The sequence below is a fragment of the Kitasatospora sp. NPDC086009 genome (assembly GCF_044540385.1).
Taxonomy (GTDB): Bacteria; Actinomycetota; Actinomycetes; order Streptomycetales; family Streptomycetaceae; genus Kitasatospora.
The window spans coordinates 1-867 of record NZ_JBITSA010000011.1 but is presented as its reverse complement, the minus strand read 5'-3'; the positions used below and the strand labels follow the sequence as shown (position 1 = coordinate 867).

Below are 867 nucleotides of genomic sequence, written 5' to 3'. Positions count from 1 at the left end.
CACGACGCGGACGGTCGTCACGGTCACGGTTGAAACCACCACCGGACGGACGGTCATCGCGACGGAAACCGCCACCACCGCCGGAGGGGCGGTCGTCGCGACGGAAGCCGCCGCCACCGCCACCGGACGGACGGTCGTCACGGCGGAAACCGCCGCCACCGCCGCCGGACGGACGGTCGTCACGACGCGGACGGTCGTCACGGTCACGGTTGAAACCACCACCGGACGGACGGTCATCGCGACGGAAACCGCCACCACCGCCGGAGGGGCGGTCGTCACGGCGGAAACCGCCGCCACCGCCGGAGGGGCGGTCGTCACGGCGGAAACCGCCGCCGCCACCGCCGGACGGACGGTCGTCACGACGCGGACGGTCGTCACGGTCACGGTTGAAACCACCGCCCGAGGGGCGGTCGTCACGGCGCGGACGGTCGTCACGGTCGTCGCGACGCGGACCTCGGTCGTTGGACCAGCCCCCACGAGACCGGGGCTCGTAGCCGCGGCCGTCGTCCGATCGACGCTCGGGACGGTCCTGGGGCTGGTTCGACATTGTGGTGACTCCTCTTGTTGCTTCAGCTCTACCGCGGATGGAGGCGACACCACTGCCCTCGCGCGGTTCGATGCCGGCCTCCTGGCCGAGCACCATCTCCATTGTCCGGCATCGACCGGGACCCCGCGCCTGGGCGAAAGTCCCCTGTCGTGCCGGGGTGCATACGTGCGTAAAAACAAAAAAGGCCGCGGCCCCAGCGAATCGCTGGGGCCGCGGCCTTGAATAATTGTTCGGCGGCGTCCTACTCTCCCACAGGGTCCCCCCTGCAGTACCATCGGCGCTGTGAGGCTTAGCTTCCGGGTTCGGAATGTAACCGGGCG

Annotated in this window: 1 rRNA gene and 1 pseudogene; one reads left to right on the top strand and one right to left on the bottom strand. The window is 70.0% G+C overall.

Annotated features, from left to right (window positions below):
* A pseudogene (locus tag ACIF6L_RS24355) lies at positions 1-769 on the top strand (hypothetical protein); the annotation flags it as partial.
* A 6-nt stretch (positions 770-775) separates the two neighbouring features.
* On the opposite strand, the gene rrf reads toward ACIF6L_RS24355, so the two are convergent.
* Positions 776-867: ribosomal RNA gene (rrf, locus tag ACIF6L_RS24350) — 5S ribosomal RNA — on the bottom strand; the annotation flags it as partial.